Annotated in this window: 20 protein-coding genes and 2 pseudogenes; 14 read left to right on the top strand and 8 right to left on the bottom strand. The window is 73.1% G+C overall.

Features of this window, described 5'->3' with window-relative positions; all coding sequences use genetic code 11:
• The first annotated feature begins 94 nt into the window (after nt 1-94).
• Nucleotides 95-473 (top strand): annotated as a pseudogene (locus ACWDUZ_RS01215) (hypothetical protein).
• A gap of 329 nt (nt 474-802) precedes the next feature.
• Entirely contained in the window at nt 803-1,537 is a 735-nt protein-coding gene (locus ACWDUZ_RS01210) for a LysM peptidoglycan-binding domain-containing protein (protein ID WP_451629650.1), read from the top strand.
• Here ACWDUZ_RS01210 and ACWDUZ_RS01205 read toward each other — a convergent pair.
• From ACWDUZ_RS01205 to ACWDUZ_RS01195, 3 genes are all read right to left on the bottom strand, one after another.
• On the bottom strand, nt 1,521-2,060 hold the full coding sequence (locus tag ACWDUZ_RS01205; protein ID WP_451629649.1) for a hypothetical protein: 540 nt from the start codon (nt 2,058-2,060) through the stop codon (nt 1,521-1,523). The genes ACWDUZ_RS01210 and ACWDUZ_RS01205 overlap by 17 nt on opposite strands.
• 123 nt (nt 2,061-2,183) lie before the next feature.
• Nucleotides 2,184-3,860, bottom strand: a complete 1,677-nt coding sequence (locus ACWDUZ_RS01200) for an isovaleryl-CoA dehydrogenase (RefSeq protein ID WP_451629648.1) — start codon at nt 3,858-3,860, stop codon at nt 2,184-2,186.
• 58 nt (nt 3,861-3,918) lie between these two features.
• Entirely contained in the window at nt 3,919-4,566 is a 648-nt protein-coding gene (locus tag ACWDUZ_RS01195; RefSeq protein WP_451629647.1) for a TetR/AcrR family transcriptional regulator, read from the bottom strand.
• Nucleotides 4,567-4,639: 73 nt separating this feature from the next.
• On the opposite strand from ACWDUZ_RS01195, the pseudogene ACWDUZ_RS01190 reads away from it, so the two are divergent.
• Together ACWDUZ_RS01190 and ACWDUZ_RS01185 are read left to right on the top strand one after the other, a co-directional pair.
• Nucleotides 4,640-5,273 (top strand): annotated as a pseudogene (locus ACWDUZ_RS01190) (AMP-binding protein); the annotation flags it as partial.
• A 412-nt stretch (nt 5,274-5,685) separates the two neighbouring features.
• Nucleotides 5,686-6,423 carry an FAD binding domain-containing protein gene (locus ACWDUZ_RS01185; protein ID WP_451629814.1) on the top strand — a complete coding sequence of 246 codons (738 nt, stop codon included), beginning with the start codon at nt 5,686-5,688 and terminating at the stop codon, nt 6,421-6,423.
• Nucleotides 6,424-6,649: 226 nt separating this feature from the next.
• Here ACWDUZ_RS01185 and ACWDUZ_RS01180 read toward each other — a convergent pair whose 3' ends face one another.
• Both ACWDUZ_RS01180 and ACWDUZ_RS01175 read right to left on the bottom strand, forming a co-directional pair.
• Nucleotides 6,650-8,371, bottom strand: a complete 1,722-nt coding sequence (locus ACWDUZ_RS01180) for an MFS transporter (RefSeq protein ID WP_451629646.1) — start codon at nt 8,369-8,371, stop codon at nt 6,650-6,652.
• A 109-nt stretch (nt 8,372-8,480) separates the two neighbouring features.
• Nucleotides 8,481-8,945 (bottom strand): MarR family winged helix-turn-helix transcriptional regulator, encoded by a 465-nt coding sequence (locus ACWDUZ_RS01175; protein ID WP_451629645.1) that lies wholly within the window; start codon nt 8,943-8,945, stop codon nt 8,481-8,483.
• Between the two features lie 174 nt (nt 8,946-9,119).
• Between ACWDUZ_RS01175 and ACWDUZ_RS01170 the strand changes: the two genes are divergently transcribed.
• The 8 genes from ACWDUZ_RS01170 (at nt 9,120) to ACWDUZ_RS01135 (ending at nt 21,687) form a co-directional block, all read left to right on the top strand.
• Complete coding sequence (locus ACWDUZ_RS01170; protein ID WP_451629644.1) at nt 9,120-11,480, top strand: SpoIIE family protein phosphatase; 2,361 nt, start codon at nt 9,120-9,122, stop codon at nt 11,478-11,480.
• A gap of 99 nt (nt 11,481-11,579) precedes the next feature.
• Entirely contained in the window at nt 11,580-12,299 is a 720-nt protein-coding gene (locus ACWDUZ_RS01165; RefSeq protein WP_451629643.1) for a TetR/AcrR family transcriptional regulator, read from the top strand.
• Between the two features lie 381 nt (nt 12,300-12,680).
• Nucleotides 12,681-15,776: an FAD-binding and (Fe-S)-binding domain-containing protein gene (locus tag ACWDUZ_RS01160; RefSeq protein WP_451629642.1), complete on the top strand. Its 3,096-nt coding sequence runs from the start codon at nt 12,681-12,683 to the stop codon at nt 15,774-15,776.
• A 49-nt stretch (nt 15,777-15,825) separates the two neighbouring features.
• Nucleotides 15,826-17,649, top strand: a complete 1,824-nt coding sequence (locus ACWDUZ_RS01155) for a thiamine pyrophosphate-requiring protein (protein ID WP_451629641.1) — start codon at nt 15,826-15,828, stop codon at nt 17,647-17,649.
• A gap of 283 nt (nt 17,650-17,932) precedes the next feature.
• Nucleotides 17,933-19,699: a glycoside hydrolase family 15 protein gene (locus ACWDUZ_RS01150; RefSeq protein ID WP_451629640.1), complete on the top strand. Its 1,767-nt coding sequence runs from the start codon at nt 17,933-17,935 to the stop codon at nt 19,697-19,699.
• Between the two features lie 10 nt (nt 19,700-19,709).
• Nucleotides 19,710-20,732 carry an SDR family oxidoreductase gene (locus ACWDUZ_RS01145; RefSeq protein ID WP_451629639.1) on the top strand — a complete coding sequence of 341 codons (1,023 nt, stop codon included), beginning with the start codon at nt 19,710-19,712 and terminating at the stop codon, nt 20,730-20,732.
• 10 nt (nt 20,733-20,742) lie between these two features.
• Nucleotides 20,743-21,003, top strand: coding sequence for a hypothetical protein (locus ACWDUZ_RS01140; RefSeq protein ID WP_451629638.1), 261 nt, complete (start codon nt 20,743-20,745; stop codon nt 21,001-21,003).
• Nucleotides 21,004-21,108: 105 nt separating this feature from the next.
• Complete coding sequence (locus ACWDUZ_RS01135) at nt 21,109-21,687, top strand: MarR family winged helix-turn-helix transcriptional regulator (protein WP_451629637.1); 579 nt, start codon at nt 21,109-21,111, stop codon at nt 21,685-21,687.
• A 33-nt stretch (nt 21,688-21,720) separates the two neighbouring features.
• Here the strand turns inward: ACWDUZ_RS01135 and ACWDUZ_RS01130 are convergent, their stop codons facing one another.
• Complete coding sequence (locus tag ACWDUZ_RS01130; protein ID WP_451629636.1) at nt 21,721-22,599, bottom strand: SDR family NAD(P)-dependent oxidoreductase; 879 nt, start codon at nt 22,597-22,599, stop codon at nt 21,721-21,723.
• 70 nt (nt 22,600-22,669) lie between these two features.
• On the opposite strand from ACWDUZ_RS01130, the gene ACWDUZ_RS01125 reads away from it, so the two are divergent.
• A complete protein-coding gene (locus ACWDUZ_RS01125) occupies nt 22,670-23,353 on the top strand; it encodes a TetR family transcriptional regulator (RefSeq protein ID WP_451629635.1) in 684 nt (227 codons plus the stop codon).
• Between the two features lie 92 nt (nt 23,354-23,445).
• Here ACWDUZ_RS01125 and ACWDUZ_RS01120 read toward each other — a convergent pair whose 3' ends face one another.
• Nucleotides 23,446-24,366, bottom strand: a complete 921-nt coding sequence (locus ACWDUZ_RS01120; RefSeq protein WP_451629634.1) for an aminoglycoside phosphotransferase family protein — start codon at nt 24,364-24,366, stop codon at nt 23,446-23,448.
• A gap of 262 nt (nt 24,367-24,628) precedes the next feature.
• Between ACWDUZ_RS01120 and ACWDUZ_RS01115 the strand changes: the two genes are divergently transcribed.
• Nucleotides 24,629-25,006 carry a cupin domain-containing protein gene (locus ACWDUZ_RS01115; RefSeq protein WP_451629633.1) on the top strand — a complete coding sequence of 126 codons (378 nt, stop codon included), beginning with the start codon at nt 24,629-24,631 and terminating at the stop codon, nt 25,004-25,006.
• A gap of 87 nt (nt 25,007-25,093) precedes the next feature.
• On the opposite strand, the gene ACWDUZ_RS01110 is transcribed toward ACWDUZ_RS01115, so the two are convergent.
• Nucleotides 25,094-26,452 (bottom strand): vWA domain-containing protein, encoded by a 1,359-nt coding sequence (locus ACWDUZ_RS01110; RefSeq protein WP_451629813.1) that lies wholly within the window; start codon nt 26,450-26,452, stop codon nt 25,094-25,096.
• Nucleotides 26,453-26,460: the final 8 nt, after the last annotated feature.

Here is a 26,460-nt window from a genome sequence, read left to right as displayed (position 1 = left end):
ATTGAGGGGTATTGCTTTGTGGGGCGCCCGGGCACCGCCACAGGGTCCACGCATATCCCTCTGTGTTCGCATGCGCCAAGCCCTGCCGGAAGCGATGCGCGCCCGCGGCAAGGCCGCCGTGAGCGCCCTGCGTGCGACGCTCGCCGCGCTCGACAACGCGGAGGCGGTGCCGGTGGACGCGGCCGGATCGCGCGGACCGGCCCACGAACAGTCACCGGCCGGGCCCGGCGCCACCGATGTGGCCCGGTGTGAGCCGAGCGAGCACGGCGTGGTGGGAGATCGTGCGGGCCGAGGCCGTCGAACGACCGGAAGCCTCCGCACAGTTGACGGAACCCGGGCACGCCGGCCGGGTCGTGCGGCTCCGTGCGGAGGCGGCTGTGCTGCTGCGCTTCCTCGACGGGCACGGCGCGGCGCAGGCAAGGCGCGCGTCCCACATGCGGATGTGGAATATAAGTGGGCATTTCATCAACTGACCGTTTTGCCCACCATTGTGGCATAAGATCCAGAAAAATGGTAATTATTTCCCGCGTTGATCGGGAATACCCGTCGATCGGCGTGATGCAATTCACTTACGATCCGGCCTAGTGAAGGAATAGTTCCTTAACTGGCGCAACTTGCAGTGCAAACCGTAGGTGGGTACCCCTCCGCAACTATCCCGCTTAGTAAAGAGGGTTATTGTCCACTTATTGATCTGCGGCTAACAATGTCCCAGCCGCAGCGCACCGCGAACGAAATGCGATGTGAATTGCCGAGGGGGATCGGCAGCTGCGGGCCATGCAATCCGTGGACCCAAGGACGCACCATGCCCAGACACGCCGCCCACCGCCCGCGCCGAGCACGTCGTCTCTCCGCCGGCAGCGCCATCATCGCCGGCTCGTTCGCCCTGGCGTGCACGGCCACGCTCGGCTCGGCCCAGGCCGCGGATGCCGCTCCGGCCGCCTCGTCCACCGACGCGAACACCGACGCGACCACCTATGTCGTCCAGCGGGGCGACCACCTGGCCGCGATCGCCCGTTCCCTCGACGTGCCGGGCGGCTGGCAGGCCATCGCTGCGGCCAACCACCTCGCCGGCCCCTACGTCATCTACCCGGGCCAGGTTCTGACCCTGCCCGACGGATCCTCCACGGTCGCGAAGGCCGCGTCCGCCGCGGTCGCGAAGACCGAATCCTCCACGGTCGCGAAGGCCGCGCCCGCCTCGACCAGCCAGGTGGCCTACCCCGACAACCTGGACGGCTGGATCAGGCACTCGCTGGCCGTCATGGCGTCCAACGGGATCCCGGGCTCGTACAACGGCATCTACCGCAACATCATGCGTGAGTCCTCCGGCAACCCGAAGGCGATCAACCTCTGGGACTCCAACGCCGCGAAGGGCATCCCGTCCAAGGGCCTCCTCCAGGTCATCGACCCGACCTTCAAGGCGTACCACGTGCCGGGCACCTCGTGGGACATCTACGACCCGGTCGCCAACATCACGGCCGCGTGCAACTACGCCTACCACCGCTACGGTTCGATCGACAACGTCAACGGCCCGTACTGACCTGACGGGCACCCGGGGGCACGGGAACGCGAAGGCCGCGCTCCGTACGGTCGCGCAGGCCGGCCAGCAGCCGCCGCATCAGCTTCCCGTGCACCCCCGACCCGATCACCAGTTGCCGGTAGACGAAGCCGAGCGGTCCCGGGAACGCCGCGTACGTGGTGGCGCGCAGCACCGTTCCCGGCTGCTCCGACGCGGACTCCAACTCCAGCTCCAGCGCGTACCGGGCGTAGAAGTGGCGACCGGCCAGGACGGCCCGGCGCCCGGGCACCGACTCCACCACCCGCATGCCCGGCAGCGTCGACCCCGTCTGGAGCGCCGGTCCTGACACGGCCGCGGGCCTCGCCCGCACGAGGCGGGCGTACGCCTCACGCAGCCCGCCACGCGGCCGCCCGGCCGACCCGGCCAGCGTCCGCCACACTGCGGCGGCGTCCGCCGCGACCACGATCCGGTGCTCGTCCACGAACGGCAGTCCGTACGGAAGTTCCTTCGGCCGACTGCCGTTTCCGGCGTTCTCTGCGCTCACGGTGACACCTCGCGGGGGTTCTCGCTGGAGCAGGGCACGAACCCCGCGACAGTAACTCCCCCCGCTGTCACGGAAACGGCGGGGCCCGCCCCGCAGGGGAGCGGGCCCGCGACGGCCGGGCGGTCAGCGGGGCAGACGTGCGAGCAGTGCCGCGAAGTCCGTCCCGGGGGGCAGCGTGCCGAAGGCGAGGCCCCGGTCGCCGGCGAGACGGGAGGCGCAGAACGCGTCGGCGACGGCGGCGGGGGCATGGCGCACGAGGAGCGAGCCCTGGAGGACGAGCGCCGCGCGTTCGATGACCCGGCGGGCGCGCAGCGCCGCGTCCTCGGTGGGCGCGAGTTCGTCACGCAGTGCGCGCCAGGCCGCGTCGAGACGGCGGTCGGCCCCGGCGGCGGCCTCGACCTCGGCGCGGAAGGCGTCCAGGGACTCCGGCTCACGGGTGAGCGCGCGCAGCATGTCCAGCGCGTTGACGTTGCCCGACCCCTCCCAGATGCCGTTGAGCGGGGCCTCCCGGTAGAGGCGCGGCATGCCGGAGGCCTCGTCGTACCCGTTGCCGCCCAGGCACTCCAGTGCTTCGGCGACGGCGGCCGGCTGCCGTTTGCACACCCAGTACTTGGCGACGGCCGTGGCCAGGCGCAGGAAGGCCCGTTCCTGCGCGTCGCCGCGCTGCGCCCGGTCGGCGGCGCCGGCCAGCCGCAGCGCGAGGCCGGTGGCGGCCTCGGACTCCAGCGCGAGGTCGGCGACGACGTTGCGCATCAGGGGCTGGTCGATCAGCTTGGCGCCGAAGACGGCGCGGTGACGTACGTGGTGGGCGGCCTGGGCGAGGGCCGCGCGGGTGCCGGCGGCGGAGCCGAGCACACAGTCCAGGCGGGTCATGGTGACCATCTCGATGATGGTGCGCACACCCTTGCCCTCGGGGCCGACGAGCCAGGCCACCGTGTCGTCGAACTCGGGCTCGCTGCTGGCGTTGGAGCGGTTGCCGAGCTTGTCCTTCAGCCGCTGGATGCGGAAGGTGTTGCGGCTGCCGTCGGGCAGCACCCGCGGGACGAGGAAGCAGGAGAGTCCGCCCGGCGCCTGGGCCAGCACGAGGAACAGGTCGTTCATGGGCGCGCTGGTGAACCACTTGTGTCCGCGCAGTCGCCAGGTCCCGTCGGGCTGTTCGACGGCGGTGGTCGTGTTGGCGCGCACGTCGGTGCCGCCCTGCTTCTCCGTCATGCCCATTCCGGCGAGCAGGCCGCGCTTGTCGGCGGGCGTGCGCAGGCCGGGATCGTAGACGCGGCTGGTGAGCAGCGGCTCGTACGTCGCGGCGAGGTCGGGGGAGTGGCGCAGGGCCGGGACGACGGCGTACGTCATGGAGATGGGGCACAGGTGTCCCGGCTCCAGCATGGTCGTCAGCATGAAGCCCGCGGCGCGGGCCACATGGGCGCCGGGACGCTCGTCGGCCCAGGCAGCACCCGCGAGGCCGGCGCCGACCGAGGAGTTCATCAGGTGGTGGTAGGCGGGGTGGAACTCGACCTCGTCGACGCGGTGGCCGTAGCGGTCGTGGGTGCGCAACTCGGGTTCGTGGCGGTTGGCCTGGTCGGCCCAGAGCTGGGCCTCCTCACTGCCGGCGAGACGACCCAGGCGGTGCAGCTCGTCCAGGTGCCACTCGGCGCCCTCCCTGCGGACCGCCTCGAGGAGCACCGCGTCGTCGGCGAGGTCGTGACCGGACAGCGGCGGGGGCTGGTTGGTCACCTCGTGCGTCACGGCGGTGGGGTTGCTGCGGGGCACGGCTGTCGCGGCGGGCTCGGTGCTCGTGGTCATCGTGGGTCCTCCGGGATGCGCGGTCAGGGGGTGGTGCCGGGGTCACGTCGGGTCGGGGTCACGCCGGGGTGGTCTCCGGTCGGGACGAGGTGGTGGGCTCCGCGGGCAGGGCGCCGGCACAGCGCAGCGCGGTGGCGATGAGATCGGCGAGGAGTTCCTCGGTGCTGTTGTCGTCGGTGGTGGCGAGGGGATCGACGAGGACCTCGCCGATCGCCCCGGTGAGCGCGGCCGCGGTGACGGCGGCGTTCTGCGCGGGCAGCAGGCCCTGCGCCATGCCCTCCTCGACCACCTCGGCGAACAGCGCCCGGTAGCGGCGGCGGAAGTCCAGGCGCTCGGCGCCGACGGCCGGCTCGGCGGGGGCGGCGAGCAGGGCGTAGGCCAGCCCCCGGTTCTCCAGCGCCCGGCGGGCGAAGACCCGCACACCGCGGCTGAGGCGTTCCACGGGGGTGCCGGGGCCGCGCAGCACCTCACCGAGCACGTCGACCTCGTGTCCTGCGGCCCGCCGGAACACCTCCACGGCGAGCGCGGCCTTGGAGGGGAAGTGCTGGTAGACCGAGCCGGCCGCGATGCCGGCCGCGTCGGCCACGGCGGTCACGGACGCCTGTGACCAGCCCACTTCCGCGACCACCTGGGTGGCACACACGACGAGGTGCTCGCGGGCGGCTTGGAGTCGGCGGATTTCCGCCGGGGTCTTGCGGTACGCCATGGAAGAAGTGAACCATTATTCAGACTTTCTGGCCACGGCCGGTTCCGCCGGCCCGGCTCGTCAGGAGAACGTGATGCACCTCAGTGCCCTGCTGGACAGTGCCGTTCGCTCGGCCGGTGACAAGGAGGCCGTCGTCTACGGCGACCGTCGGTGGACCTACCGCGAGCTGTCCGAGCAGGCCCGGCGTGCCGCCACCGTGCTGCGGGACGCCGGCCTGCGACCGGCTGGCCGTGATGACCTACAACACCCCTGCCTTCCTGTTCGCGGCGTTCGGCGCCTGGTACGCGGGCGCCGCGCTGGTGCCGGTCAACCCCAAGCTCCAGACGGCCGAGGCGGCACACCAGTTGCGCCACTGCGGGGCCCGGCTCGCGGTCGTGGACGCGGAGATCGGCGAGCGCGCGACCTCGGCGGACGCGGACGTGAGCCGGCTGGTGAGCCATTCGGACGCCGACGCCGGCAGTCTCCCGGCCGACGCGTTCGAGGCCCTGGTGGCGCGGGCCGAGCCGTGGACCGGTGAGCCGGGACCGGACGGTGACATCGCGCAGATCCTGTACACGTCGGGCACCTCGGGAAGACCGAAGGGCTGCGGCCACACCCATCGGGGCATCGCACTGACCGCCGTGTACACCGCGGCCGCGATCCCCCTCCGCCGGGACGAGCGGTTCCTGATCCGCATGCCGATCTGGCACGCCTCACCGCTCAACAGTCGAGGTCACCGGCGACATCGGCAGGCTGACCGAACTCCTGGGACACCTCGTCGCCCCCGATCCCGACTTCGCGATCGTCACCCCGTGACCCCCGGGCCCGGGTGCCGCTGAGCGGCCCGTGTTGCGTTGCGGTCGCCCGGACCAGGGCGTCGAAGCGCCGGCCGGCCCCGGCCGCCATGGCGGTCTTCCTCGCCGGACAGGATCGTGCAGGCGGTACGCCCGAAAGCGTCCCATCCGGCCCGGCGGTGACCGAGCGGGCGGGGTGTCCGGCCGGGCGGTGCACGGCCTGCTCGTGTGAGCCCTGTACGCGCCCCCACCGGGGCGGCGAAGATGCGCCCTGTCGGCGGGCGCCGGTACCGGTAGAGCCCGTCCGTCCACCGTCCAACTCCCCGTGGAAGGCAGGTCGGTCGAGGTGCTGTTGCGGTTTCCCACGTCTGTGACCGAAGCGCAGGAATGCCTGGCCGAGGCCGCCGTCCCGATCGGCGGGGCGACACTCGTGTGGGCCGCCTGGCAGCGCGACGGCTTCCCCGAGCGGGCCATGTCCTTGCGCGACCTGCCGGAGGCCAACGTCATCGGATCGGAGGCACTGGGCGCCGCGGTGGTGCTGAACAGGATCGACGACCGCATACCGGAGGTGCTGCGCCGGGCCGCCGGCTCGGTGGGGACCGGGGCCGTGCGCCGCACGGCGACGGTCGGCGGCAACATCGTCGGCAGCACGCTGCGCTGTCTGCTGCCCGCGGTCCTGGTCCTCGACGCCCGCGCGACGGTGCTGGAGTCCGACGGGCCGCACGAGACGGATCTGGCCGAGGTGACCGCCAAACGTCCGCTCCTGCTCGCCCTGCGCTGGCGCCGGCCGATCGCCAGCGCCTACCGCAAACTGCCCGGTGAGGCGGGCGGACCGCCCCCGCTCGTCGTCGCAGGCGCCCTGCACGACGACGGCGGTGGACGGCACCGCCTGCATGTCGCCGTCCGCGACGGCTACGACGTGCTCAGCGGCAGCACCGTGTGCCGCGCCACCGGCACGGGCGCCGACGCCGGGCCGGTGCTCCGCACTCTGCGTGGCACGGCGCTCCGCCAGCTGCCGGACGCCGCGTGGGACATCGTCGGTCGCCAGGTCGGCGATCTCCTGAGCCGCCCCGGCAGCCACTGAGGACTCAGCAGCGGGCGGCGGGCAGCGCGCCGTCCTCGCCCTGGACGGTCACTTCCGCGGTGCCGTCGCCGTCCTGCGCGAACGCGGCGGTGCACACCAGCTGACGCACCGCCGGCTTCCCGAGCGGCCGCACCGCGAGCGGCCCTGCGCTGAGGGCGGGCGCCGGGGCGCGCGTGTGTCGTCGAGACGGCCGAGGCGGATGGTGGGACGGCCGAATCCGGACGGTTCAGGCCGCGCTGTCGCGCAGTTCGGCCAGGGCGTCCGGGGTGAGCTGCCGCGGCAGGTGATCGGCGTCGACGAGGACGACGGTGCAGCGGGCGGAGTGGGCCAGGGCGGTGGTGAGGCTGCCGTCGGCGAACTGGGCGAGGGGGCCGCGTGGTGAGCGGCCGACCGCTATGACGCGGGCACCCACCTGCTCGGCGTGCCGGGCCAGGGCCCGGCCGGCGGCGGCGTGGTCGCCGACGCTGTTGAGGATCTGTCCGGTCGCGGCGACGCCGTGGGCGGCCAGCCGGTCCAGGTGGGCGGTGACGGCGGCCCGGGCCTGATCGGCGGTCTCGGTGTCGGCGGCCTGCTCCTCGACCACGGCCGTCTGCTGGACATGGACGACCTCCAGCGGGCTGCCGGTGTCGCGCGCCAGGCGGGCCGCGGCGTCGACGATCTCGGCGGCCCTGTGGTGGGCGCCGACGGCGACGACGACCGGGGGCACGTCGTCGGCGATCGGCGCGCCGATCGCGGTGAACGACGGCGTCACCGGCCGGCTCTCCTCGGGCTGCGTCTCGGCCCGGCGGAGCAACTGGTGGCCGCTGGCCAGGACCGGGATGGCGAGGAGGAAGGTGGCCGCACCCAGGTAGAAGGGGACGCTGAGGTCGGTGGCGTCGGCGAGCTTGCCGGCGACGTAGGGGGCCAGGCCGCCGCCGATGAAGCGCAGGAAACCGTAGGCGGAGGAGGCCACGGGCCGCTCGACCGGGGAGACGAGCATGACGGCCTGGGTGGTGAGCGTGTTGTTGATGCCGATGAAGGCGCCGCTGACGATGACCGCGACGATGACCACCGCGGGTGTGGCGACGCCGGCGGCGATGACCGCCATCACGACCCCGAGGCCGAGCAGGTTCGCGTACAGGACCGGGGCGGTGCCGTAGCGGGCCTGCAGGCGCGGGGCGACGAACACGCTGAACGCGGCCACCAGCAGACCCCAGCCGGTGAAGACGAGCCCGAGTTCATGGGCGTTGAGCTTCATGGGGTAGGGGGCGTAGCCGAGCATGGTGAAGAAGCCCCAGTTGTACAGCAGGGCCATGATGCCCATGGTCAGCAGGCCACGGTGGCGCAGCGCCCTGAGCGGGGCGACGGGGGAGGTCGGGCGCTTCGGCTTGGGCAGGGAGGGCACGAAGGCGAGGGTCGCGACCAGCGCGATGGCCATGAGCACGGCGACACCGAAGAACGGGCCGCGCCAGCTGATGGCGCCCAGTTCGCCGCCCAGCAGCGGGCCCACGGCGATCCCCAGGCCGAGCGCGGTCTCGTAGAGGATGATCGCGCCGCCGAAGCCGCCGCTGGCGGAGGCGACGATGACGGCGAGGGAGGTGGCGATGAACAGGGCGTTGCCCAGGCCCCAGCCGGCGCGGAAGCCGACGATGCCGTTGATGGAGTCCGTCGAGCCCGCCAGGGCGGCGAAGACGACGATGACGGCCAGGCCTATGACAAGGGTGCGCTTGGCGCCGAACCGGCTGGAGAACCAGCCGACGAACAGCATCGCGACCGCGGTGACGATCAGGTAGCTGCTGAACAGCAGGGAGACCTGGCTCGGCGTGGCGTGCAGGCTCTCCGCGAGGGCGGGCAGGATCGGGTCGACGAGACCGATGCCCATGAACGAGATCACGCAGGCGAACGCCACGGCCCAGACGGCCTTCGGCTGCCTGAACGGGCTGGCGGTCTTCTCGTGCGGTGTGCTCATTACCGCTTCTGCTCCAGTCATGTGACGACGGGGACGGTGCCGTGGGGGGCAGGGTGAGGGACGGTGCTGTGAGGGGACGGGGTGAGGGACGTGGGTGCGCGGAGTGCGGTCAGGGACGCTCCCGGTGGCCCTCGATCGCGCGGGCGAGCGCGGGGAGGGCGGTCCGCACCGCCTGCCGCTCGGGTTCGGACAGCTCCTCGACCAGCTGCCGCAGGGCATGCGCGCGTTCGGCCCGCCGCTGCCTGAACACCTCCAGACCGGTGTCGGTGGCCTCCACCAGCACTCCCCGGCCGTCGGTGCGATCGGCGGTGCGCCGGACCAGCCCGGCCCGCTCCAGGCGGGTGACGAGCTGGGTCATGTTGGGCTGGGAGACGTTCTCCGCCCGGGCCAGTTCGGTCAGCCGCTGCGGCCCTTCGCGTCCCAGCCGGCCCAGCGTGGACGAGGCCGCGGTGCTCAGGCTGCCGGCGGTCGCGCTCTGGCGCACGTACCGGACCAACTGCTCCACAGCGATCACCAGGTCCTCCGCGGACGCGCCCGGAGGGACGGGTCCGGGGTCCATAACCCGCTTATGCATAGCCGCATTATGCATCTACATGTACGACACATCAAATGCCTCCGCGCACCACTCCACGCTCCTCCCCGAGGGGCCGTCGGAGCGGTCCGACCGCCGTATGCGGCAGAGCGTCGGTGACCGGGGCGGGCCCGCCGTGGACAGCGCGCGGTGCCGTGAGCGACGTACCGTAAGCAGGTGTTCTCCTTCGCCGGCATCGCGGCGGCCGTGCTCGACGGGCACGGCACCGTGCTGTGCTGGTCCTGGGCGGCGTGCGACCTGCTGGGCTGGACCACGGACGACGTCCGCGGGCGGCCCTTTCGGGCGCTGTTCGCCGAGGCGCTCCCCGGCGCGGACGACGGGGGCCTTCCCACGCAGGGCCGTGCCCGGCTGCGGCATCGCACCGACGGGCCGGTCGACGTCACGTTCCGGGTACTGGACCTCCAGACCGCAGACCGGTCCGTGGTGCTCATGGCGCCCGCCCGAGCGGCGGACGACTGGGAGCAGGGCGCGAGCACGCTGCGCGCCCTGCTCGCCCAGGAGCACCTGGGGATCGCCCTGCACGGCCCGGACCTGACCCTCGTACGGAGCAACCTCGCCCCTGGCCTGCCGGGTGCCGCCCCGCCTCCGGGGGGTCGGCTGGGCGACGTGCTCTCGCCGCAGGACGCGGAGGCCGGCGAGGCCGCGCTGCGCGGCGTCCTGCGCACGGGCGCGCCCCTGACCGGGCAGGCCGTGAACCTGCGGCCGGCGGGCGACGGCCCGCCGCAGCGGGTGTCGCTCTGGGCCTTCCGCGTGGAGGACGCCGCGGGCGCCCCGGAAGGCGTCCTCGCGCTCTACGTCGACGCCCTCGCGTTGCAACGGACCCGCCGCGAACTCGATCTGCTGCAACGGGCGGCCGTCCGGATCGGCGGCTCCCTCGACCCCCGACGAGCCGCGCAGGATCTGGTGGACGTCCTGGTTCCGGCCCTGGGGGACCTGGCGACGGTCTCGCTCGCCGAGGCGGTGCTGCACGGCGACGAGCCCCCGAGGCTGCGCGGCGGTGGTGCCCTGCACCTGCGGCGGGTCGCCGTGGCCTCGGCCGTCGGCCCTTATCCCGACGTCCTCCTCCAGCCGGGCGCGACGGTGCCCCCGGTGCTGGCGACGGCCGAACTGCGGGAGCTCCAGGACGGGAGGGCCGCCGTCTTCGGCCCGGAGACCGTGGCCCGGCAGTTCGACGACCCCGCGCAGGTCAGACACTTCGTCCCGGACGGCGGGCACTCGGCCCTGTGGGCTCCGCTGTTCGCGCGCGGCCTGGTCCTCGGCACGGTCACGGTGTGGCGCACCGAGCAGCCGGACCCGTTCGACGAGCAGGACGTGGACATGCTCACCGAGATCGCCTCCCGCTCCGCGCTGAACGTCGACAACGCCCGCCGCTACCTGCGCGAGCGCCGCTCCGTGCTCGCCCTCCAGCAGCGGCTGCTGCCCCGGGCCACGACCGAGAGCCCGGCGGCGGAGACGGCGGGTCTGTACCGGCCGGCCGAGGGCGGATCCGGCATCAGCGGCGACTGGTACGACGTGATCCCGCTGCCCTCCTTCCGGGTGGCCCTCACCGTCGGTGACGTCTCCGGCCACGGCCTGTACGCCACCGCCACCATGGGCCGGCTGCGCACCGCGGTCCGCACGCTCGCCGACCTCGAACTCGATCCGACCGAACTCCTCACCCACCTCGACGACGGTGTGCGGCAACTGGCCGGTGAGTCGGACGCGCAGAGCCGCGTGGACTCCACCTGTCTGTACGCCGTCTACGACCCGGTCACCTGTCTGTGCCACCTGGCGAGCGCCGGTCACCCGCCCCCGGTCGTGGTCCGGCCCGACGGCACCGTCAAGGTGGTCGACGTCTCCGCGGGGCCGCCGCTGGGAGTGGGCGGCATGCCGTTCGACACCACCACGGTCGATCTGGAGCCCGGCAGTGTGCTGGCCCTGTACAGCAAGGGCCTGATCCAGCAGGACGACGCCGACGTCGAGAGCGGACTGCGGTGGCTGACGGAGAGCCTCGCGGCGTCCTGCGGGCAGGGCCGGTCACTGGTCGAGGCGGGCCGCGCTCTGCTGGCCGCCCTCCCGGACGGCCGGCGGAGCGACGACATCGCGCTGCTGCTGGCCCGTACCCGAGCGGTACCGGCCGAGTCCACGGCGAGCTGGGAGTTCCCCGCGACGCCGGCCGACGTGTCCGCGGCCCGGGAGGCCGCCGCCCGTCAGCTCACCGACTGGGGGCTGGACGAGTTGGTCTTCACCACCGAGCTGATCGTCAGCGAACTGGTCACCAACGCGGTGCGTCACGCGGGCGGCCCGATCCGCCTGCGGCTCATCCGCGGCGACGTACTGGTCTGCGAGGTCACCGACCCCAGCAGCACCCAGCCGCGGCTGCGCCGCGCCCGCTGGACCGACGAGGGCGGACGCGGGCTGTTCCTCGTCGCCCAGCTCAGCCTCCGCTGGGGCAGCCGCTACGGCCGCTGCGGCAAGACCATCTGGTCCGAGCAGGCCCTCGCGCCGCCCGAGGCCGACGTCGCGGCGCTGATGTGAGGCACACTCGCTCGGTACCGAATGTCCGGGCAGCGGTATTCAGTACCCTACGCGGGGCGAGTGATCGCCGAGGGCCGAGACAGAGAAGGACGACCGCCCATGAGCAAGCAACCCGCGCGGATCCGACTCGCCGACGCCGCCTTCGCCCTCTTCGACGAGCGAGGATACGAGCAGACGACCGTCGACGACATCGCCGAACGGGCCGGAGTGGGACGTACGACGTTCTTCCGGCACTACCGGTCCAAGGAAGCGGTCATCTTCCCCGACCACGACCGGCTGCTCGAACTGATCCGGGACCGGCTCGCCACCTCCAGTCATCACACCGCCCTGGTCGCCGTCTCCGACGCGGTCCGCCTGGTGCTGCTCCACTACGTCGAGGAGGGCGACCTCGCACGCCGGCGGTACGCCCTGACCAGCAGGGTCTCCGCACTGCGCGACCGCGAGATCGCCAGCGTGGCCCGCTACCAGCGGCTGTTCCGCGAGTTCATCGCGGACTGGATGGGCGACCCCACGCAGTCGGCGTCCCTGCGGGCAGAGATCATGGCGGCGGCCGTGGTCGCCGCCCACAACCATGTGCTGCGCCGGTGGCTGCGGGGCGAGTCCTCGGACCCGGTCCGAGAGGTGGACGAGGCGATGGCCGAGGTGCTCGCCCTCTTCCCGGCGCCGTTGGGCCACGACGACGGCGGTACGGGCGGCACCACCGTCGTCGCGTTCCGGACCGGACAGGACCTCGACGCGCTGCTGCCCTCGCTGCGGCGGCTCGTCGAGGGCGGGACGGCACCGGGCGTCGAGACCTCGGTCAGGCCCGGCAGCCGGTAGCGCCGGCTCGCTGATCGGCAGGACACCCTCCCCGGCGGCCACTGTCGGAGCCGCGCCGCCACGCGGATCCGCCCGGACCGATCCGCCGGGGCCGACGGGGCGGCGCTCACCCGATCGGGTCAGCCCCTGCGGAGGAACGGGAGAACCCGGCCGGGCGGAACGGGGCGAACGGTCCGGCCGCCGGACGCAGCCGCGTTCAGCCCTCCCGGGCCGTCGCCCCCACCCCTCGCCCCGGCCCGCCGGACCCCTTGCCCCGCCGCCCGCCATCGGCGCGGCTCACACGATCGCCCTACGACGCGCGCGGCAAAAACCGCCCTTGCACACTGCAAGGGCGGGTACCCGGCAGGAGTCCCGCACGCGCCAGGAAGGCGGTCGCCCCTGATGAGTCGCACATCTCGCCTCGACGTCCCGTCGGTGGACCCGGTGGATCCGGCCGGGTTGGAGGCGGCACTGCACGCGTCGGTGGACGCCGAGGTCCGGTTCGACGCCGGAAGCAGAGGCGCGTACGTCACGGACGGCTCCAACTACCGTCAGGTGCCCCTCGGCGTGGTCGTGCCGCACAGCGTGGAGGCGGGCGCCGAGGCGGTCGGGGTGTGCGCCCGGTTCGGGGCGCCGGTGCTGTCCCGGGGCGGCGGCACCAGCCTGGCCGGCCAGTCCACCAACACCGCCGTGGTGATCGACTGGACCAAGTACTGCCACGGTCTGATCTCCGTCGACCCCGACGCCCGCACCTGCGTCGTGGAGCCGGGCATCGTCCTCGACCAGCTCGACAAACTGCTCTCCGACCACCGTCTGCAGTTCGGGCCGAAACCCTCCACCCACCGCCAGTGCACGCTGGGCGGAATGATCGGCAACAACTCCTGCGGCGCCTCCGCGCAGGCCTACGGCAAGACCGTCGACAACGTCCGCCGGCTCGAGGTCCTCACCTACGACGGGCTGCGCATGTGGGTCGGGCCCACCTCCGAGGCCGAGCGGGCCGGGATCGCCGCCGAGGGCGGGCGCAAGGCCGAGATCTACGCCGGCCTCGACCGCATCGCCACCGAGTACCTGGCCGACATCCGGCGCGGCTTTCCGAAGATCCCGCGCCGGGTCTCCGGCTACAACCTCGACTCGCTGCTGCCGGAGAACGGCTTCGACGTCGCCCGCGCGCTGGTCGGCAGCGAGGGCACCCTGGTCACCGTACTGCGGGCCGAACTCGATCTGGTGCCGGTGCCGCCGTACCAGTCGCTGCTGGTGCTGGGCTACGACGACATCTGCCGGGCCGGCGACGACGTCGCCCGGCTGCTGGAGCACTGCTCGCCCAGCCAGCTGGAGGCGCTGGACGGGCGGATGGCGCAGCTGATGCGGGAGGAGGGCGTCCACCTGGACTCGCTCGCCGTCCTGCCCGAGGGCGACAGCTGGCTGCTCGTGCAGTACAGCGGGGACAGCCAGGAGGACGTCGACGAGCAGGCGCACGCGCTGCTGCGCGCGATCGGCCGCGGCCCGAAGGACCCCACCGTCGCCTTCTCCGACGACCCCGCCCGCGAGGACAAGATGCTCAAGGCGCGCGAGGCCGGTCTCGGGGTGACCGCGCGGCCCCCGGACGACCGGGAGACCTGGGAGGGCTGGGAGGACTCCGCCGTCCCGCCCGAACGGCTCGGCGACTATCTGCGCGACCTGAAAAGGCTGTTCGGGGAGTTCAACTACGACGACCCCTCCCTGTACGGGCACTTCGGGCAGGGCTGCGTCCACACCCGTATCCCCTTCGAGCTGAAGACCGCCGCGGGCGTCGCCGACTTCCGGCGCTTCGTCGAGCGCGCGGCCGACCTGGTGTCCTCCTACGGCGGTTCGCTGTCCGGCGAGCACGGCGACGGGCAGTCCCGGGGCGAGCTGCTGACCCGGATGTTCGGGGAGCGGCTGGTGACCGCGTTCGGCGAGCTGAAGACACTGTTCGACCCGGGCAACCGGATGAACCCCGGCAAGGTCGTCGACCCCAACCCGGTCGACGGGCAGTTGCGGCTGGGCGCCTCCTGGCGGCCCGCCGACCCGGAGACGCACTTCGGCTACCCGGAGGACGAGCACTCCTTCACCCGCGCGGTGATGCGCTGCGTCGGCATCGGCAACTGCCGCGGCCACGAAGGCGGCGTGATGTGCCCCTCCTACCGGGCCACGCTGGAGGAGGAGCACTCCACCCGGGGCCGCGCCCGGCTGCTGTTCGAGATGCTCGGCGGCCACGCGGACTCCGCCATCACCGACGGCTGGCGCTCCACGGCCGTGAAGGACGCCCTCGACCTGTGCCTGGCCTGCAAGGGCTGCAAGTCGGACTGTCCGATGAACGTCGACATGGCCACGTACAAGGCCGAGTTCCTCTCCCACCACTACGCGGGCCGGCTGCGCCCTGCCGCCCACTACTCCCTGGGCTGGCTGCCGGTGTGGGCCCGGCTCTCCCGCCTCGGCCCGTCCCTGGTCAACACGGTGCTGCACGCGCCGGTGCTGGCCCGGGCAGGCAAGGCCCTGGCGGGCGTGGCCGGCCAGCGGCCCGCGCCGGTGTTCGCCCGGCAGTCGTTCCTCCAGTGGTGGCGGGAGCGCGGCACGCCGGAGCCCGACCCGGCCGGTCCGCGAACCGTGGTGCTGTGGCCGGACACCTTCAGCACCTACTTCCACCCGTCGATCGCGATCTCGGCCGTCCGGGTGCTCGAGGACGCGGGCTTCGACGTCGCCGTACCCACCGAGCCGGTGTGCTGCGGGTTGACGTGGATCTCCACCGGGCAGCTGAGCACGGCCGAGAAGGTGCTGCGGCGCACGCTCGACGTGCTGCGCCCCTACCTGGACGCGGGCACCCCGGTCATCGGCCTGGAACCGTCCTGCACCGCGGTGTTCCGCTCCGACGCGCCCGAACTCATGCCCGCCGACCAGGACGTCAAGCGTCTGGCCGGGCAAGTGCGCACCTTCGCGGAGCAGTTGGTGCACCACGCGCCCGACGGCTGGCGGCCGCCGCGGCTCGCCCGGCAGGCGACCGTGCAGACGCACTGCCACCAGCACGCGATCATGAAGTTCGAGGCCGACCGGGAGCTGATGCGCCGCGCCCACCTCGACGCCGACGTCCTGGACGAGGGCTGCTGCGGGCTGGCCGGCAACTTCGGCTTCGAACGCGGCCACCACGAGGTCTCCATGGCGGTCGCGGAGCAGGGTGTGCTGCCCGCCGTGCGCCGTGCGGCCCCCGACAGCCTGGTCCTCGCCGACGGCTTCAGCTGCCGCACCCAGATCGAACAGGGCGGAACCGGCCGCCGGGCCCTGCACCTGGCCGAGGTGCTTGCTCTCGGCCTCGACGGGAACCTGCCCAGTGAGCAGCCCGAGCGCCTGGCCGTCCGGCCCGCCACGCCTTCGCGCGCGGCCCGGTGGGCGGTCACCGCGGGCGCGGCGGGCACCGCCGTGCTCACCGCGGCGGCCGTGGCCGCCCCGGGACGGCGCACCCTGCGCCGCCTGCTCCGGCCGTGACGGTGCCCTGCCGAAACCGACCCCCGAACCCCCCGAAAGGTTTGCGAACATGTCGATGAAGGTCTCCGACCACCTCCTCGAGCGCCTGCGCGACTGGGGTGTGGAGTACGTTTTCGCCTACCCCGGCGACGGCATCAACGGGCTGCTCGCGGCCTGGGGCCGGGCCGACGACAACCCGCGCTTCATCCAGTCCCGGCACGAGGAGATGTCCGCCTTCGAGGCCGTCGGCTACGCCAAGTTCTCCGGCAGGGTCGGCGTGTGCGCCGCCACTTCCGGCCCCGGCGCCATCCACCTCCTCAACGGCCTGTACGACGCCAAGCTCGACCACGTCCCGGTCGTCGCGATCGTCGGGCAGACCAACCGCAGCGCCATGGGCGGCTCCTACCAGCAGGAGGTCGACCTGCTCAGTCTGTACAAGGACGTCGCGTCCGACTTCTGCGAGATGGTCACCGTCCCCGAGCAGCTGCCCAACGTGCTGGACCGGGCGATGCGCACCGCCATGGCCCGCCGCTCGGTCACCGCCGTCATCCTCCCCGCCGACGTGCAGGAACTGGACTACTCGCCGCCCGAGCACGCCTTCAAGATGGTCCCCTCCAGCCTGGGCATGCCGCAGTACGCGCCGGTGCCCTCGGACGACGACCTGGAGCGCGCCGCCGAGGTGCTCAACGCCGGCGAGAGGGTCGCCGTCCTCGTCGGGCAGGGCGCCCGCGGGGCCCGGCAGGAGGTCATGGCGCTCGCCGACCGGCTCGGCGCCGGCGTCGCCAAGGCACTGCTCGGCAAGGACGTCCTCGACGACGACCTGCCCTACGTCACCGGCGCCATCGGCCTGCTCGGCACCCGGCCGTCGTACGAGCTGATGGAGAACTGCGACACCCTCCTCGTCATCGGTTCGTCCTTCCCCTACACCCAGTTCCTGCCCGAGTTCGGAAAGGCGCGGGCCGTGCAGATCGACATCGACCCGCACATGGTCGGCCTGCGCTACCCGTTCGAGGTGAACCTCGTCGGCGACGCCCGCGAGACGCTGACCCGGCTGCTGCCGCTGCTGAGGGCGCACAAGAACAAGAGCTGGCGCAAGAAGATCGAGAAGGACACCGCCCGCTGGTGGAAGGTCATGGAGCGGCGCGCCGCCGTCGACGCCGAACCGATCAACCCCGAGTACGTCGCCCACTGCCTCGACCCCCTGCTGCCCGCCGACGTCATCCTCGCCTCCGACTCCGGTTCCGCCGCCAACTGGTACGCCCGTCATCTGAGGATGCGCGGTGCCATGCGCGGATCGCTGTCCGGCACGCTCGCCACCATGGGTCCCGGAGTGCCGTATGTCATCGGCGCCAAGTTCGCGCACGGCGACCGCCCGGCCATCGCCCTGGTCGGCGACGGGGCCATGCAGATGAACGGCATGGCCGAGCTGATCACCATCGCCAAGTACTGGCAGGAGTGGGAGGACCCCCGCCTGATCGTGGCCGTCCTGAACAACCAGGACCTCAACCAGGTCACCTGGGAGATGCGCGCCATGTCGGGCGCCCCGCAGTTCCTTCCGTCGCAGTCGATCCCCGACGTCGCCTACGCCGACTTCGCCCGTTCCATCGGCCTGAACGGCATGCGGATCGAGGAGCCGGGCGAGGTGAAGGGCGCCTGGAAGGCGGCGCTGCGCAGCGACAAGCCGTGTGTGCTCGACTTCGTCACCGACCCCGCCGTACCGCCCATCCCGCCGCACGCCACCCTCGACCAGATCGAGGCCGCCGCGGAGTCCGTCCTCAAGGGCGACAGCGACCGCGCCGCCATGGTCCGCCAGGGCTTCAAGGCCAAGATGCAGGAGTTGCTGCCCGTGGGCCGCCACCGCGCGGAGCGGCCGCAGGCCAAGCACGCGCCGTGAGCAGGAGCCCGGTCGCGGAGGGGGTGGGCATCGCGGTGTCCGCCCCTTCCACCCCTTCCAGGGCCGCCGGGGAGGCGTACGGCGGCGGGCATCTTCCGGCCGCCCGGCGCCCCGTCCACGTCACCGGCGCGGAACCGGGCGGCATCCCGGCCGGCACCCCCGCCCCAGGGACGCGCACGACGCACCGGCCGCACGAGGCACCGCGGACAGAGACACCGCGGACAGAGGCATCGGAGACACAGGCATCTCACACACAGGCATCACGGACAGAGGCACCCCAGACATGAGCACCACCACCTTCCCGCCGCACGCCCTGCACGACTACGCGCTGCTGGCCGACGGGGAGCGCGGCGCGCTGATCGGACCGGACGGCGCCGTCACCTGGCTGTGCGCCCCCACCTGGCACGACGACGCCGTCTTCGCCTCTCTCATCGGCGGCCGCGGCGTCTACGCCGTCACCCCGCGCGGCCGCTACGTCCCCGGCGGCTACTACGAGGAGGGAACCCTGATCTGGCGCAGTCGCTGGATCACCACCGACGGCGTCATCGAGTGCCGGGAGGCCCTCGCCTTCCCCGGCGAGGGGGACCGTCTGGTGCTGCTCCGGCACTTGATGGCCGTCGAAGGGACCGCCCACGTGCGGCTCGTCCTCGACCCGCACGCCGACTACGGGCGGGCACCGACGACCTCTCCGCACCGCGACGACGACGGGGTCTGGTACCTCAACTCCGGCCGCCACCGCATGCGCTGGCAGGGCGCACCGGCGGCCTGCGTGCGCGCCGAGGGACTGACCGCCGAGCTCGTGCTGCGGCCCGGCGAATGCCACGACCTGGTGCTGGACTGCTCCGACGCCCCGCTGTCGCGGACGCCGCCCCGGGCCGAGCAGTGCTGGGCCGCCACGGAGCAGGCCTGGCGGCGTGGCATGCCCGCGCTGGGACAGACCATCGCCCCCGGCGACGCCCGCCGCGCCTACGTGCTGCTGCGCGGCCTGACCTCGCACGGCGGCGGCATGGTCGCCGCGGCCACCACCAGCCTGCCCGAACGCGCCGAGGCGGGCCGCAACTACGACTACCGGTACGTGTGGATCCGCGACCAGAGCTACGCCGGACAGGCCGCGGCGGCCGCGGACGCCCCGGAACTCCTCGACGCCGCCGTCCGTTTCGTGGGTGAGCGGCTGCTGGGGGACGGCCCGCGGCTCGCCCCCGCCTACACCGTCCACGGCACACCCGTCCCCGGCCAGCGGGAGCTGGACCTGCCCGGTTATCCCGGCGGATTCAGCCGGATCGGCAACAAGGTCTCCGGGCAGTTCCAGCTGGACTGCTTCGGCGAGGCGCTGCTGCTGTTCGCCGCGGCGGCGCGCGCCGACCGGCTGGACGGCGAGGGCTGGAAGGCCGCCGAGCTCGCGGTCCGGGCCATCGCCGAGCGCCGGCGGGAGCCGGACGCGGGCATCTGGGAGCTGCGCCCGGAACTCTGGACCCACAGCAGGCTCATCTGCGCGGCCGGACTGCGCGCCCTGGCGCGCGTGGCACCGCGCCACCCGCTCGCCGGCACCTGCACCGGACTCGCCGACTCCCTGCTTGCCGAGGCCACCGCCACCAGCCTGCACCCCGACGGGTACTGGCAGCGCGCCCCGGACGACCCCAAGGTCGACGCCGCTCTGCTGCTGCCCGCCGTGCGCGGCGCGGTGCCCGCAGCCGACGGGCGCACCCGTGCCACTCTCGCCGTCTGTCGCGAACAACTGGCCGAGGACCACTTCATCTACCGCTTCCGCCACGACGACCGGCCGCTGGAACAGGCCGAAGGCGCGTTCCTGCTGTGCGGGTTCGTCATGGCGATGGCCCAGCACCAGCAGGGCGACGACATCGACGCGCACCGCTGGTTCGAACGCAACCGAGCCGCCTGCGGCTCGTCCGGGCTGTATGCCGAGGAGTTCGACATCGCCCAGCGTCAACTGCGCGGCAACCTCCCGCAGGCCTTCGTCCACGCCCTGCTCCTGGAGACCGCCGCCCGCCTCGCCCAGGACCCCCAGCCGCCGGCGCGTACCGCCGAGTGAGGAGCCGACCATGTCCGAGACCGTCGTCATCACCGGAGCGAGCGCCGGCATCGGCCGCGCCACCGCGCGCGAGTTCGGCAGGCGCGGCGCCGACGTCGTCCTGATCGCCCGTGGCCGGGCAGGCCTGGAAGCCGCCGCCAAGGAGGTCGAGTCGCTCGGCGGCCGGTCCCTCGTGCAGGTCGCCGACACCTCCGACGCAGGGCAGGTCGAAGCGGCCGCCGACGCCGCCGAGCAGGCGTTCGGCCCGATCGACGTCTGGGTCAACTGCGCGTTCACCAGCGTCTTCGCGCCCTTCGACGAGATCACCGCCGAGGAGTACCAGCGGGTCACCGAGGTGACCTACCTCGGCTTCGTCAACGGCACCCGCAGCGCGCTCCTGCGCATGCTGACGCGCGACCGCGGCACCATCGTGCAGGTCGGCTCGGCGCTGGGGGAGCGCGCCATCCCGCTCCAGTCGGCGTACTGCGGGGCCAAACACGCCATCAACGGCTTCACCTCCTCCCTGCGCACCGAACTGCTGCACCGGGGCAGCAACGTACGGGTGACGATCGTGCAGATGCCGGCCGTGAACACCCCGCAGTTCTCCTGGGTACGCTCCCGGCTGCCCCGGCATCCGCAGCCCGTCCCGCCGATCTACCAGCCCGAGGTCGCCGCCCGGAGCGTCGTGCACGCCGCCGACCATCCGAGGCGCAAGCAGTACTACATCGGCGCCAGCACCCTGGCGACCGTCTGGGCCAACCGCCTGGCTCCGGCCCTGCTCGACCGCTACCTGGCCCGCACCGGCTTCGACTCCCAGCAGACCGACCTGCGGCCGCCGAGCGACGAGAGCAACCTGTTCGAACCCGTGGACCGGCCCGAAGGCGCCGACCACGGTGCCCACGGCATCTTCGACGACTCGGCGCACCGCCACTCCTTCGAGGCCGCCCTGGCCCGCCACCCCGCCGCCGTCGCCTCCGCGATCGCCCTCGGTGCGGGCGCCGCCGCCACCGCGAAGGCCGCACTGCGCAGGCGGGTCCACGCCAACGCCGCATGAGGAGACTTGCATGACCGCATTCGACCGTCCGCGCCGCCTCCTCGACGAGGCGACCGACATCGTGGCCATCGTGGGCGGGGTGACCCACGACCGGGCCCGCGCCGTACTGCGTGCGATGTCCGCGCACACGCACATCAAGGAAGCGCACGTCGCCGAACTCGTTGTGGAGTGGGCGGTGTCGGGGCGGCTCCCGGCCGACCTGCGCCGGGAGCTCAGACTCCAGCTGGACACCGGCCGGGGCGCGCCGGCCGCCGAACCGGCCGCCCTGTGAGGACGGGCCGGCCGGGCACCCCCTGCCGAGCGCCGTCGTCCTCTGCGATGATTCTCCGCGCCTGATCGTCCGCCCCGCCGGGCGGAGCGGCGGAAGGGGGACACCATGGCACACCACGACACCGGCCGAGGCCACGGCCATCCCGGGCAGCACCCCCTCGACCGTGAGGCCGAGGAGCTCGGCGTGGCCGTGATGGCCGCCTCCCGGCTGTTCGTGGCGATCTCCGCCCGCGCGCTGGCCTCCACCGACGACTCGCTCACCCTGCCCCAACTACGGGCGCTGGTCGTGCTGGACACCTGCGGACCGGTCAAGCTCGTCGTCCTGGCCGCCACGCTGGGCGTCAACCCCTCCACCGCGCTGCGCATGGTGGGACGGCTCGAGGCGCTCGACCTGGTCGACCGCAGGACCAACCCGGCCAACCGGCGCGAGGTCGTGCTCAGCCTGACCGCCGCCGGCCGCGATCTGGTCACGCGGGTGCTCGCGCACCGGCGCGCGGAGATCCGCAAGCTGGTGCAGCGGCTGCCCGCCGAGGAACGCGCGGTGCTCGTTCCCGCCCTGCACGCCCTGACCACGGCGGCGGCCGACGAGATGGCCGTGGACGTCTACGCCGACGGGCGCCTGGACCACGGCATCGTGGACGATCCCGTCGACCCCGCCTTCCCGCCCCACGCCCAGGACGCTTAGGACGTCGGGGACGCCCTGGGGGATGCTGCGGGCTTACCGGCGCGCGGCTTCCTCGGGTGGGAGATCCGCGGGGTAGGGCTCACCGAAGTCGGCCGAGCGGCTGACCTTCTCCCAGTCGGTCGCCTGGGCGAGTCGCCGGTGTGCGTGGTCCAGGGCCATGGTGGCCGCGTTCACACCCAGGAGGAGATGACTCGGGACCCGGCCGCGTCGGACGGTCCGCACGATGATCTCGGCGGCGCGCCGAGGGTCGCCGGCCGCTCCGTCCGAGCTCTGGCGCACCCGCCGGTTCATCGCCCCGACCGTCTCGTCGTAGGCGGCGGGGATCGGGTGGACCGTCATGGAGGAACCGGCCCAGTCGGTGGCGAAGCCACTTGGTTCGACCACCATCACCTGCACGCCGAACGGCGCGGTCTCCGCGGCGAGCACACGGCTGAAGCCGTCGACGGCGAACTTGGCCGCCTGGTAGGAGGCGATGCCCGGTGAGCCGCCGACGCGCCCGCCGACCGACGATATCTGCACGACGGTGCCGGCGCCTTGACGGCGCAGGACGGGGAGCGCGGCCTTGGTGACGTGGTAGACGCCCCAGAAGTTCGTCTCGAACTGGGCGCGGAAGTCGTCGTCGTCCGAGGTCTCGATGGGCGAGACGTTCGCGTAGCCCGCGTTGTTCACGAGCACGTCGATGCGTCCGAAGCGGGCCAGCGCCGCCTCCACGGCCTCGCACGCCGCTTCCGGGCGAGTGACGTCCAGGGCGAGGGGATGAATGCGGTCGCCGTACTGGTCCACCGTCTCGGCGAGGGCCTCGGGGCGGCGGGCGGTGGCGACGACGTGATGGCCGGCCTCGAGGGCGGCGGTGACCAGGGCGCGGCCGAGACCGCGCGACGAACCGGTGATGAACCAGACTTTTTGCCTCATGCCTCTAGTGAAACACCGTTCTCTTATTTACGCAACGCCGTTCTCTTATCCTCTTCCTATGATGTGCCGCATGACTACGCCTGCCTTCCAGCGCGCGCGCAGTGCCCAGGCCAAGCAGGCTCGGGAAGAGGCGATCCTGGACGCGGCCCGCGCGCTGGGCCGCGGTCGCGGTATCCGGGACGTCACTCTCACCGACATCGCCGCGGCCGTGGGGATGCACAAGTCGGCCCTGCTCCGCTACTTCGAGACGAGGGAGCAGATCTTCCTCAAGCTCACCGCCGAAGGCTGGCGGGAGTGGTCGGCCGACGTGCGCGCCCAGCTCGGGGAGCGGGCGCACTCCACCGCCGGGGAGGTCGCCGAGATCCTGGCCTCCACGCTGGCGGCGCGGCCGATGTTCTGCGATCTGCTGGCACAGGCGCCCTTGAACCTCGAGCGCAATGTGTCGGTCGACTCCGTGCGCGCGTTCAAACTCGTGACGCTCGAGGAGATCGAGCTGATCGGCGCCGAGCTGCGGCGGCTGCTGGGACTGACCGAATCGCAGACGGTCGATCTGGTCGCCACGGCGACGAGCCTGGCGGGGGCGCTGTGGCAGATGGCCACTCCCGGCCCGCGCCTGCGGGAGCTCTACCGGACCGACCCCCGGCTCGGCCACGCCGTCGTCGAGGTCGAGCCCCGGCTGCGCCGCGTCCTCGCCGCCTTCCTCGCCGGACTCGACACGGGCGCCGCGGGGACGGATCGGCCCTCTCGGGCGTAGGCGGGCCTCAGGGCCTGGCCGTCCTGGTCCTGCCGGCGCTCCGGGGCCCGCTTGCCTTCAGGTCTTGTCGCGTCGTGACCCTTCCGGGGTGTTCAGCCGCTGGGAGAGCGGCGGTGGGGACCGGCGACATGGTCGTGGAGCAGTTCGTGGAGGACGCGGCGAGCGACGGTCGCCATGTACGGGTTGCGGTCGCGATAGGAGCGCAGTTCGATCAGTGCGATCGACAGGGCCCATCCGCGCCCCCTCGTCCACGTCGCGTCGTCGGCTCGCAGGGCCGCCCGGAAGACCTCGCGCGCCCCCGCCGGCAGCACGTACCAGGCCGCGATGAGGTCGACGGCGGGATCGCCCAGGCCCAGGCATCCGAAGTCGATCACCGCGCTCAGCCGGTCCCCCGTCGCCAGCACGTTCCCCGGCTGGAGATCGGCGTGGATCCACACCGGCGGCCCGGGTGGCCTGGGGGCTCGCAGGGCCTCCTCCCAGACGGCGGTGACAGCGGCGGCGTCGACGGTGCCGCGCAGCGCGGCGACGGCCTCCCTCGTCACCCCGTCCCGCGCCGCCAGGGGCTCGGCCCGGTAGGAGGCCGGTCCGCCCGCCGGATCGATCCGGTGCAGGGCCGCGACGAAGCGCGCCAGGTCCTCGGCCAGTAGGCCGGGATCGTCCAGACCGGCGACGACCGGGTTCTCGCCCTCGAGCCAGCGGTAGACCGACCATGGCCAGGGCCACCCGTCGGCCGGCGTCCCCCTGCCCAGCGGCTCGGGCACGGCCACCGGGAGCAGCGGGGCGAGCCGCGGGAGCCAGGTGTGCTCCTTCGCCACGTCCGCGGCGGATCCGGCGGTGCGGGGCAGCCGTACCACCATGTCCTCGCCGAGCCGGTACATGACATTGGAGGTGCCTGCGGAGGCGACCGCGGTGAGGGGGAGCCCCGCCCACCGCGGGAACCGCTCGGCGATCAGCCGGTGCACGAGGCGGACGTCGAGGGCCCGTTCGCCGGGCGGTGGAATGGGGACACGCATGGGCGACGAGTGAACGGGAGCCGCCCTGGTCGGTCAACTCGTTTTCCGGCTTGCGGACGCGGGACCGAGCCGGTGTGTGTGGCCCTTTTCGTGCTGGTGCCCTGACCCCGATCGCCCGGCCCCCGTAAGCATTGCCCGGCCCCCGTAAGCGGGGAGACGATGAGGGCGAGGGGCTCGGCCCCCGCCGGTACCGTGCCCTCGAGCCCGGCGACGGAGACCGGCCCCGGCCGCGGACATCACGGCCGGAAGGGAGAACACCGTCATGTTGGAAGTGAAGACGGTCGACAAGCCGGACGAGCGGCGCGACTTCCCCCGGGGCCACCTCGAAGCCGTCCACCTCACCGGTCTGGACTTCGCCGTGGCCACCTTCGAACCGGGCTGGCGCTGGTCCGAGTCGGTCGGACCGATCGCCGGGACGAAGTCCTGCATGATCCACCACAACGGCTACGTCGTGCGGGGCCGGATGCACCTGGTCATGGACGGCGGCGGCGAGGCCGAGGTGGGGCCCGGTGACGTGTTCGTCTGCCCACCCGGACACGACGCCTGGGTGGTGGGCGACGAACAGGTCGTCGTGTACGACTTCGCGGGAGCCATGGCGGAGCGGTACGCGAAGCCCGGCCAGACGCCGGTCGAGGCGTGACCGAGGAGCGATGCCGCTGCCCGGCGGGCGGAAATTCCCCTCGCCGGGCGCCCGGCGCTCCGATCTTCCGGTGCCCCGGGCGTGCCCTCAAACGGGCAGCACCCGGGAGACGATCTCCGCGAGTTGGCGGGCGTTGCGGCACTCGTGCATCTCGACCACGCCGGCGTAGGCGGGTGCGGCGGAGTCGCCCGTGCCCCACTGGGCGCGCGGCTCGGGATTCAGCCAGTACAGGCGGCGGGCCCGGCCCGCGATCTCCCGCAGGGCCGGCAGGTTCGGGTCGCTCATGTTGGTCCGGGCGTCACCGAGCACGAACACGGTCGTGCGCGGGCCGACCGCGGCGCCGTGGCGTTCGGCGAACTCGCCCAGCGCCACGCCGTAGTCGCTGCTGCCGTGCCAGCCGGTCAGCCGTGCCTCCGCCTGGATACGGGAGCCCAGTCCTTCCGGATCGGCCGTGCCGTGCCGCAGCAGCCCGGTCACCTCGTCGATCCGGTTGACGAAGGCGAACACGCGCACCTTGCCGAACTGGTCGTGCAGCGCCTGCACCAGCAACATGGTGAAGTCGGAGAAACCCGAGACCGACCCCGACATGTCGCACAGCAACACCAGTTCGGGCCGGACGGGCCGGCGGCGGCGCAGCACCGGCTTCATCGGCACGCCGCCCGTCGACAGCGAGCCGCGCAGGGTGCGGCGCAGGTCGATGGTGCCGCGGGCGGCCCGGCGACGGCGCGCTGCCAGCCGGGTGGCCAGCTTCCGCGCCAGCGGGTGCACGGTCCGGCGCAACTCGGCCAGCCGGTCCCGGCCCGCGTACAGGAAGTCGACGCGGTCCGCGCTCGGTGCCACCGCCCGCCGCGCGATCTCCTCCCGCCCGCGCCGCTCCGCGACCCGGCGCCGCGCCTCGGTGGCGACCTGCCGGCGGAACCCCTCGATACGGCGCCGGATCTCGTCGTCCAGCAGACGGTCGGTGAAGGAGGCCGCCCCGCTCCCGGTGTGGATATTCGCCCGCACCCGGGCCAGCAGCGTCTGCGGACGCAGCCGCTCCAGCGTCTGGTACGCCGACCAGCCGTCCGAGCCGGGGGAAGCGCCGTAGCCGCCGAAACCGTCGACCGCCTCGACCGCCAGCCGCCCCAGCAGCGCCGTGTCGCTCGCGGCGAGCGCGTCCACGAGCCGGTCGCGCAGTTCCTCGCGCCCGGCCGGCTCCCCGCCCGGGGCGCCGACACCGCGCGGGAAGTACAGGTCGAAGACCGGGTCGAACACCGTTCGTTGGCCGCTGCCGTGCAGCAGCGTGGCGGCCAGCCCCTCCCGCAGCATGTCACGGTCGGCCAGCCCCAGCGCCTCGACCGCCCGGGCGGCGTCGACGGTCTCGCCGGTACCGATCCGCAGGCCGTGCGCGCGCAGCGCGGATACGAAACCGGTCAGCCGCTCCGCCACCGAGGCGCCGGCCGGCACGGCGGGGT

This window comes from Streptomyces sp. NPDC003393 (assembly GCF_053589015.1).
This window is presented reverse-complemented; position numbering and strand designations above follow the sequence as displayed.

What these genes read in the sequence shown, in the direction of transcription:
- ACWDUZ_RS01210 (WP_451629650.1), top strand. Translation starts at nt 803, where the DNA reads ATGCCCAGACACGCCGCCCACCGCCCGCGCCGAGCACGTCGTCTCTCC.
- ACWDUZ_RS01200 (WP_451629648.1), bottom strand. Translation starts at nt 3,860, where the DNA reads ATGACCACGAGCACCGAGCCCGCCGCGACAGCCGTGCCCCGCAGCAAC.
- ACWDUZ_RS01195 (WP_451629647.1), bottom strand. Translation starts at nt 4,566, where the DNA reads ATGGCGTACCGCAAGACCCCGGCGGAAATCCGCCGACTCCAAGCCGCC.
- ACWDUZ_RS01180 (WP_451629646.1), bottom strand. Translation starts at nt 8,371, where the DNA reads ATGAGCACACCGCACGAGAAGACCGCCAGCCCGTTCAGGCAGCCGAAG.
- ACWDUZ_RS01175 (WP_451629645.1), bottom strand. Translation starts at nt 8,945, where the DNA reads ATGCATAAGCGGGTTATGGACCCCGGACCCGTCCCTCCGGGCGCGTCC.
- ACWDUZ_RS01165 (WP_451629643.1), top strand. Translation starts at nt 11,580, where the DNA reads ATGAGCAAGCAACCCGCGCGGATCCGACTCGCCGACGCCGCCTTCGCC.
- ACWDUZ_RS01160 (WP_451629642.1), top strand. Translation starts at nt 12,681, where the DNA reads ATGAGTCGCACATCTCGCCTCGACGTCCCGTCGGTGGACCCGGTGGAT.
- ACWDUZ_RS01155 (WP_451629641.1), top strand. Translation starts at nt 15,826, where the DNA reads ATGTCGATGAAGGTCTCCGACCACCTCCTCGAGCGCCTGCGCGACTGG.
- ACWDUZ_RS01150 (WP_451629640.1), top strand. Translation starts at nt 17,933, where the DNA reads ATGAGCACCACCACCTTCCCGCCGCACGCCCTGCACGACTACGCGCTG.
- ACWDUZ_RS01145 (WP_451629639.1), top strand. Translation starts at nt 19,710, where the DNA reads ATGTCCGAGACCGTCGTCATCACCGGAGCGAGCGCCGGCATCGGCCGC.
- ACWDUZ_RS01140 (WP_451629638.1), top strand. Translation starts at nt 20,743, where the DNA reads ATGACCGCATTCGACCGTCCGCGCCGCCTCCTCGACGAGGCGACCGAC.
- ACWDUZ_RS01135 (WP_451629637.1), top strand. Translation starts at nt 21,109, where the DNA reads ATGGCACACCACGACACCGGCCGAGGCCACGGCCATCCCGGGCAGCAC.
- ACWDUZ_RS01130 (WP_451629636.1), bottom strand. Translation starts at nt 22,599, where the DNA reads ATGAGGCAAAAAGTCTGGTTCATCACCGGTTCGTCGCGCGGTCTCGGC.
- ACWDUZ_RS01125 (WP_451629635.1), top strand. Translation starts at nt 22,670, where the DNA reads ATGACTACGCCTGCCTTCCAGCGCGCGCGCAGTGCCCAGGCCAAGCAG.
- ACWDUZ_RS01120 (WP_451629634.1), bottom strand. Translation starts at nt 24,366, where the DNA reads ATGCGTGTCCCCATTCCACCGCCCGGCGAACGGGCCCTCGACGTCCGC.
- ACWDUZ_RS01115 (WP_451629633.1), top strand. Translation starts at nt 24,629, where the DNA reads ATGTTGGAAGTGAAGACGGTCGACAAGCCGGACGAGCGGCGCGACTTC.